Below are 6,918 nucleotides of genomic sequence, written 5' to 3'. Positions count from 1 at the left end.
GCCCTCCCTGGCCAGAAGCCGTGCGGCGGCTTCGCCCAGCCCGCTGCTGGCGCCAGTGATGACGACGACTTTGTCCCTGATGTTCTCGGCCATGATCTCATCCTTCTGATTGTCGGCTTCGCTGCCCACGGCAGCCTGAGCGTTCGAACTGGCGCCTCAGCCGGGCAATTCGACCCGACCGAGCCAGCCGGTGACCTCGTCAAGCGTCTGGCGTTCCTGGTCGCACTGCGATGAGCCGAGCCCCTGGTGCATGATTTGCGAGGACTTTCAGGCTCTGCCCTATTCCGTAGCCGCCATGGGTGATGAACGGCACCAATGTCTTGCCGGACAGATCGTGTTTCGACAGGAAGGAGCGGATCACCGAAGGCGCGGTCATGCCCCAGATCGGAAATCCGAGGAACACCGTCTCGTAGGTTCCGATATCAGGCACCGTGGCGGCCAGCGCCGGTTCGAAACCGAACTCCCGCTGCTGCTCCGCCACCGCAACCTGCTGCTTGTAGTCTTCCGGGTAGGGATCGACGGTCGCGATCTCGAAAATATCCGCTCGCAGAGCCCTGCTGATCTGGGCCGCGATGACCCGCGTGTTGCCGGTGCGGGTGTAGTAGGCCACCAGCACCTTGGCGCCGCCCGCTCGCCGCGCGCTCGACGCACTGGCGGGCCGGCTCGATCCGGCACCGAGTGGCAGTGCAAGCATGGTCATAGATGCATCCCGCCTTGAGACTGGTTGGCTCATCACGCTCTCCCAGGTGGCTAACGATCGATCCTTGCTTCCTGTTGCGGAGAATAGCGCGCTCCCTTCACCGCGATCGCCGAGACCGCATTCTCGATGTTGGCAAGATCGTCCGCCGTCAGCGCGATGGTGGCCGACGCGATGTTCTCTTCGAGGCGATTGAGCTTGGTGGTGCCGGGGATCGGAAGGATCCAGGGCTTCTGCGCCAGCAGCCAGGCGAGAGCGACCTGTGCTGAGGTCGCCTTCTTCTCGGCCGCGATCACGCCGATCGCGTCGACCAGCGCCTGGTTCGCCTTGCGGGCGTCTTCTGCAAAACGCGGCACGGTGTTGCGGAAGTCGCTGCTGTCGAATGTCGTGCCGGCATCGATGGCGCCTGTGAGGAACCCCTTGCCCAGCGGGCTGAAGGGCACGAAGCCGATCCCCAGTTCTTCAAGCACCGGCAGGATCGCCTCTTCCGGTTCACGCCACCAGAGCGAATATTCGCTCTGGACCGCGGCGACCGGCTGTACCGCATGCGCGCGCCGGATCGTGCGCACGCCCGCCTCGGAGAGACCGAAATGCTTCACCTTGCCTTGGCTGATCAAGTCCTTCACAGCGCCCGCCACCTCTTCGATCGGCACGACCGGATCGACGCGGTGCTGGTATAGGAGGTCTATGTGGTCGGTCCTCAGCCGCCTGAGCGAGGCCTCGACGACGTCACGAATATGCTGCGGCCGGCTGTCCATGCCATCATGTCCGGCTGTCCCGGCGATGTCGATGCCGAATTTGGTGGCGATCACCACCTGGTCGCGGATCGGCTGCAGCGCCTCGCCGACGACCTCCTCGTTCGTGAACGGTCCATAGACCTCCGCGGTGTCGAAGAAGGTGATGCCACGGTCGAACGCCGCCCTGATCAGGTGGACTGCATCCGCCGTCTCCATCGGCTGCCCGTATGACTGGCTCATTCCCATGCAGCCGAGCCCGATGGCCGAAACGTCGAGACCGCTGTTTCCAAGTGTGCGCATCTGCATTGTCGTTATCCCTTCTTCTCGGCGTCGGCTTGTTCGAAGACCTTGCGGGCAATGCCGATCGCAGTGCTTGCAACGGGCCATCCGGCGTAGAAGGCGAGATGTGTAATGGTTTCGATGAGTTCGTCGCGGGTGACGCCATTGTCGAGCGCGCGCTTCATGTGAAAAGGCATTTCATTGATCCGGTAGCCCGAAATCAGGCTGGTAACGGTGACAAGGCTGCGGTCCCGCGGCGACAGGCCGGGGCGGTCCCAAACGTCGCCGAACAACACCTCGTCGGTGTATCTGCCAAGCGCGGGAGCGATATCGGAGAATGGGCTTTTCAGCCTTGGAACATCTGTCATGGTGGTCTCCTTCGAAGAGTTCGGGCGTTGAACTCGGCGCCACGCGCCGATACTTGGTCAAACCCCGTATTGTTCGTCGCTGACATGCTCCAGCCAGTCGACGACCTTGCCGTCGAGCGCTTCGGCGATAGCGATGTGGCTCATCGCGGTGGTCGGCGCGGCGCCATGCCAATGCTTCTCTCCGGGCGCGAACCAGACGATGTCGCCGGGCAGGATCGGTTCGATCGGGCCGCCCTCGCGCTGCACCAGGCCTGCGCCCGAGAGGACGATCAGCGTCTGGCCAAGCGGATGCCTGTGCCAGGCGGTGCGCGCACCGGGCTCGAAAGTCACGGTGGCGCCGCCGACCCGGGCGGGCTCGCTGCCCTTGAACGGCGCGTCGATGCGCACCGCGCCGGTGAAATAGTCGGCCGATCCCTTGGCCGAGGCTTGAGAGCTATTTCGCGTGATGTCCATGGTTTGTCCCTTCCTGGCAACAGGCGTGACGCGACCGCCGGTCTTCAGAGGCGGCCGGCAGAGGCGCCCGGTGTGATGACGCCTATCTAGGGTCTGCGATTGGTGCCGATTAGGTGCTATATCCAGCATGATCTTATGAAAGAGGCTCATGAATGCCGCGAGACAATCTGAATGAGCTAACCGCATTCCTCGCCGTCGCGCGCGAGGAAAGCTTCACCAGGGCGGCGGCCAAGCTCGGGGTTTCCCAATCGGCGCTCAGCCATACGGTGCGGGCGCTGGAGGAGCGGCTGGGCGTGCGGCTCCTGACCCGCACCACGCGCAGCGTGTCGCCCACCGAGGCCGGCGAGCGGCTGGCTCGCACCGTGGGGCCGCGGCTCGATGAGATCGAAGCCGAGATCGCGGCACTCAGCGCCTTGCGCGAAAAACCCGCCGGCACCATCCGCATCACCGCCGGTGAGCATGCCGCCGATGCGATCCTGTGGCCTGCCCTGGCGAAATTCCTGCCCGACTATCCCGACATCAAAGTCGAGATCATCGTCGACTACAGCCTGACCGACATCGTTGCCGAGCGCTACGACGCCGGCGTGCGGCTAGGCGAACAGGTGGCGCGCGACATGATCGCGGTGCGCATCGCTCCCGACATGCGCATGGCGGTTGTCGGATCGCCGGCCTATTTCGCCAAATGGCCGAAGCCGCGTACGCCGCAGGACCTGACCAACCACAATTGCATCAATCTGCGGCTGCCGACCTATGGCGGGCTCTACGCCTGGGAGTTCGAGAAGGCCGGGCGCGAGCTGAAGGTGCGGGTCGAAGGCCAGTTGGTGTTCAATACGGCCGCGCTGCGCATGAACGCGGTGCTCGCCGGCCTCGGCCTTGCCTATCTGCCGGAGGAACAGGTGACGGCTCTACTGGCCGACGGCCGACTGGTGCGGGTGCCGCCGACTGGTGCGCGCCTTTCCCCGGGTACCACCTCTATTACCCCAGCCGCCGGCAAGCGACGCCGGCCTTCTCGCTGCTGGTCGACGTGCTACGCTACCGAGGCTAGAACAGGAAACCGGGTTTCCGGAGGAGACATGCTCAAAACGAGCAGATAGAGCCCCATCCCGATTCGGGAACAGGTTCTCCATCTGGACTGCGCCCGCAGTCGTTCTATCTTCCGGATCGAGCAGATATGACGAAAATCCGGAGCTATCGCCGTGACAGTGACCGACCTCTATCGAGGCTACATCGCCTGCCTCAACAATCAGGACTGGCAGAAGCTGCATCGCTTCGTTCATGACGAGGTGCACTACAATGGCGACCGCGTCGGGCTGTCGGGTTACCAGGAAATGCTGGAGCGCGATTTTCGGGAAATCCCGGACCTCTATTTCGACATCCAGCTGCTGATCGCCGAACCGCCGTTCATAGCCAGCCGGCTCCAGTTCAACTGCACGCCGAAGGGAACCTTCTTCGGCCTGCCCATCAACGGCAGGAAGGTGTCCTTCAGCGAGAACGTCTTCTATGAATTCCTCGACGACAGGATCAGGAACGTCTGGTCGGTGATCGACAAGGCGGCCATCGAAGCGCAGCTTTGATTCAGGCCGGCCAGAAGATGACGCCGATCGTTCGTAAAAATCGATCATTCTAACGAAAATAATTCGTTGGAAAGATCGGTTCGGGAATGACATTCTCCCAGCACACCCGCTTGGAGCATTGTATTGTCTTCCGTTTCCCACTTCGCGAACGATATTCCGAAAAGCGCGTTTCCTGCCGATCTGACACAAGGGCGAAAATCCCTCAACTGGAATGGCATCGCCCCCGGCATCGTCCTTGTCGCGATGATCACTGCCGTCGCCTTCTCGGCCCGCAACGTCTCCGGCTTCGCTTTGTTCAGCCCGATGATCCTGGCCGTCGTTGTCGGCATGATCTACTCCAACGTGCTGGGCACACCGGTGCACGCCAAAGCCGGGATCGCATTCTCGCAAAAGCGCCTGCTGCGCTTCGCCATCGTTCTGCTCGGCTTCCAGCTGACGCTGGGCCAGGTGATCTCGATCGGCGCCGGCGGCGTCGGCATTGTCGCGGCGACGCTTGGCGCCACCTTCGTTTTCACCACCACGCTCGGTCGGCTGATCGGCGTCGACGCCAAGCTGGCGCAGCTGATCGCCGCCGGCACCTCGATCTGCGGCGCCTCGGCCATCGTCGCCACCAACATCGTCACCGATGCGCGCGACGAGGACGTCACCTACGCCGTCGCCTCGATCACCTTGTTCGGCACCGTCGCCATGCTCGGCTTCCCGCTCATGGCGCCCCTGCTCGGCCTCGACCAGCACGCTTTCGGCCTGTGGGCCGGCGCCTCGATCCATGAAGTGGCGCAAGTCATCGGCGCTGGCTTCCAGAACGGCACCCAGTCCGGCGAGATCGCTACCGTCGCCAAGCTGACCCGCGTCGCCATGCTGGCGCCGATGGTCGTCGCGCTCGGCCTGATGGCGCGTCGCAGGAGCAGCAGTGAGGTAGCGGCGCGGCCGCCCATGCCGTGGTTCGTCGCCGCCTTTGTCGCCATCGTGGCGCTGAACAGCCTCGTCACGGTGCCAGCCGAGGTGAAGTCGGCAATGGCGCTCGCCACCACCATCATGCTGACCATGGGGCTGGCCGCCATGGGCCTGCAGGCCGACATCTCGCAGCTGCGCTCGCGCGGCCTGCGCCCGCTGGCGCTCGCCTTCTCGGCCTTCCTCTTCATCGGCTGCTTCAGCCTGATGCTGGTGAAATTCACCTAGTCTAAACCGCGCCTCAGTCCTCGAACGAACTCGACGCGGCATAGATCGCCGCCAGCGTCTCGATGCCGGCCTGGTCGGCCTTGTCGAAGCGGCCGGGCAGCGGGCTGTCGAGATCGAGCACGCCGAAGACGCCTTCATCGTCCTCGAGCAGCACCACCAGTTCCGAGCGCGAGTCGGCATCGCAGGCGATGTGGCCGGGAAAATCATGCACGTCCTTGATCAGCATCGAGGTGCCGAGTTCGACCGCCTTTCCGCACACGCCCTTGCCGACGGCGATGCGCACGCAGGCTGGCTTGCCCTGGAACGGCCCGAGCACCATTTCCTCGTCCGATTGCAGGAAATAGAACCCGGCCCAGTTGAGGTCCGGCACCATCTGGAAGATGAGTGCTGCGGTGTTGGCCGCATTGGCGATCGAATCGCGCTCGCCGTCGAGCAGCGCCTTAAGCTGAGTGGCGAGGTCGCGGTAGAACGCGGCCTTGTCTGAGGTGTCGATGGCCTTGGCCGCAAACATGAACGTGTCTCCGTATAGGGGATGGCGGTTCGTCCGATCGCTTGCCAAAGTCCGGCGAGCTCCGCAACCAGACGGCCGCCTGGACAGTCTAGCGTGGATTGCGTCCCCTCCGAAAGCCGCAAGATCAGGATTGCCTCCCGGCGCTGAGCCGGTCGGCAAGGCAGCTATGCGTAAACTTTGCGATGGATCATCTTGAGAATCATGACGGCCCCGATCGGGGGCCGCCATTCACATCTCAAACAGGTCGAACAAGTCCTGGTTTTTAGTAGCCTCCCATGCCGCCACCGCCGCCACCCGCAGGCGCGGCATCCTTGGCCGGGATGTCGGTGATCATCGCTTCGGCGGTGATCAGGAGGGCTGCGATCGAACCGGCATCCTGCAGTGCGGTGCGCACCACTTTCGCCGGATCCACGATGCCTGCCTTGATCATGTCGACATAGACCTCGTTCTGGGCGTCAAAACCCTGATTGTGGTCCTTGCTGTCGGTGAGCTTGCCGACGACGATGGAGCCCTCGACGCCGGAATTCTCGGCGATCTGGCGGATCGGCGCTTCAAGCGCCCGCAGCACGATCGTGATACCGGCCGTGACATCGGCATTGGCGCCGCTCAGGCCGCCAAGCACCGAGCGGGCACGCAGCAGAGCCACGCCGCCGCCGGGCACGATGCCTTCCTCGACCGCCGCGCGGGTGGCGTTCAGCGCATCGTCGATGCGGTCCTTCTTTTCCTTGACTTCCGACTCGGTGACGCCGCCGACGCGGATGACGGCTACGCCGCCGGAGAGCTTGGCCAGCCGCTCCTGCAGCTTTTCCTTGTCGTAGTCGGAGGTCGTCTCCTCGATCTGGCCCTTGATCTGGGCGACGCGCGCCTGGATGGTCGCCTTGGTGCCGGCCCCGTCGATGATCGTGGTGGTGTCCTTCTCGATCAGCACACGCTTGGCGAGGCCGAGCATCTCGATGGTGACGTTTTCGAGCTTGATGCCGAGGTCTTCCGAGATCATCTGGCCTGATGTCAGCACGGCGATGTCTTCCAGCATTGCCTTGCGGCGATCGCCGAAGCCCGGCGCCTTGACGGCCGCGACCTTGAGGCCGCCGCGCAGCTTGTTGACGACCAGCGTCGCCAG

General features: G+C 63.7%; 9 protein-coding genes and 1 pseudogene. 3 read left to right on the top strand and 7 right to left on the bottom strand.

Annotated features, from left to right (window positions below; genetic code table 11):
• The 5 genes and pseudogenes from EOB49_RS38195 to EOB49_RS31820 form a co-directional block, all read right to left on the bottom strand.
• Nucleotides 1–93 (bottom strand): annotated as a pseudogene (locus EOB49_RS38195) (oxidoreductase); the annotation flags it as partial.
• Between the two features lie 106 nt (nt 94–199).
• Nucleotides 200–700: a flavodoxin gene (locus EOB49_RS31835; RefSeq protein WP_245472926.1), complete on the bottom strand. Its 501-nt coding sequence runs from the start codon at nt 698–700 to the stop codon at nt 200–202.
• A gap of 50 nt (nt 701–750) precedes the next feature.
• On the bottom strand, nt 751–1,740 hold the full coding sequence (locus EOB49_RS31830) for an aldo/keto reductase (protein WP_127383305.1): 990 nt from the start codon (nt 1,738–1,740) through the stop codon (nt 751–753).
• 5 nt (nt 1,741–1,745) lie between these two features.
• Complete coding sequence (locus EOB49_RS31825) at nt 1,746–2,081, bottom strand: carboxymuconolactone decarboxylase family protein (protein ID WP_127383304.1); 336 nt, start codon at nt 2,079–2,081, stop codon at nt 1,746–1,748.
• A gap of 57 nt (nt 2,082–2,138) precedes the next feature.
• Nucleotides 2,139–2,534, bottom strand: a complete 396-nt coding sequence (locus tag EOB49_RS31820) for a cupin domain-containing protein (RefSeq protein WP_127383303.1) — start codon at nt 2,532–2,534, stop codon at nt 2,139–2,141.
• A gap of 152 nt (nt 2,535–2,686) precedes the next feature.
• Between EOB49_RS31820 and EOB49_RS31815 the strand changes: the two genes are divergently transcribed.
• The 3 genes from EOB49_RS31815 to EOB49_RS31805 all read left to right on the top strand — a co-directional run bounded on the left by EOB49_RS31815 (nt 2,687) and on the right by EOB49_RS31805 (nt 5,287).
• Nucleotides 2,687–3,628, top strand: coding sequence for a LysR family transcriptional regulator (locus EOB49_RS31815; RefSeq protein ID WP_348630286.1), 942 nt, complete (start codon nt 2,687–2,689; stop codon nt 3,626–3,628).
• Between the two features lie 102 nt (nt 3,629–3,730).
• Entirely contained in the window at nt 3,731–4,108 is a 378-nt protein-coding gene (locus EOB49_RS31810; protein WP_127255934.1) for an ester cyclase, read from the top strand.
• A 123-nt stretch (nt 4,109–4,231) separates the two neighbouring features.
• Nucleotides 4,232–5,287 carry a YeiH family protein gene (locus tag EOB49_RS31805; RefSeq protein WP_127383302.1) on the top strand — a complete coding sequence of 352 codons (1,056 nt, stop codon included), beginning with the start codon at nt 4,232–4,234 and terminating at the stop codon, nt 5,285–5,287.
• 13 nt (nt 5,288–5,300) lie between these two features.
• Here the strand turns inward: EOB49_RS31805 and EOB49_RS31800 are convergent, their stop codons facing one another.
• Both EOB49_RS31800 and groEL read right to left on the bottom strand, forming a co-directional pair.
• Nucleotides 5,301–5,798 carry a GAF domain-containing protein gene (locus EOB49_RS31800; protein WP_127323136.1) on the bottom strand — a complete coding sequence of 166 codons (498 nt, stop codon included), beginning with the start codon at nt 5,796–5,798 and terminating at the stop codon, nt 5,301–5,303.
• Nucleotides 5,799–6,060: 262 nt separating this feature from the next.
• On the bottom strand, nt 6,061–6,918 hold an 858-nt coding region (gene groEL / locus EOB49_RS31795; RefSeq protein ID WP_127383301.1), incomplete at its 5' end, for a chaperonin GroEL.

It is taken from the genome of Mesorhizobium sp. M7A.F.Ca.MR.148.00.0.0, assembly GCF_003997735.1.
Lineage (GTDB): Bacteria > Pseudomonadota > Alphaproteobacteria > Rhizobiales > Rhizobiaceae > Mesorhizobium.
This window is presented reverse-complemented; position numbering and strand designations above follow the sequence as displayed.

Excerpts from the sequence above, each read along its gene's own strand:
- EOB49_RS31835 (WP_245472926.1), bottom strand. The coding sequence starts at position 700 with ATGACCATGCTTGCACTGCCACTCGGTGCCGGATCGAGCCGGCCCGCC.
- EOB49_RS31830 (WP_127383305.1), bottom strand. The coding sequence starts at position 1,740 with ATGCAGATGCGCACACTTGGAAACAGCGGTCTCGACGTTTCGGCCATC.
- EOB49_RS31825 (WP_127383304.1), bottom strand. The coding sequence starts at position 2,081 with ATGACAGATGTTCCAAGGCTGAAAAGCCCATTCTCCGATATCGCTCCC.
- EOB49_RS31820 (WP_127383303.1), bottom strand. The coding sequence starts at position 2,534 with ATGGACATCACGCGAAATAGCTCTCAAGCCTCGGCCAAGGGATCGGCC.
- EOB49_RS31815 (WP_348630286.1), top strand. The coding sequence starts at position 2,687 with ATGCCGCGAGACAATCTGAATGAGCTAACCGCATTCCTCGCCGTCGCG.
- EOB49_RS31800 (WP_127323136.1), bottom strand. The coding sequence starts at position 5,798 with ATGTTTGCGGCCAAGGCCATCGACACCTCAGACAAGGCCGCGTTCTAC.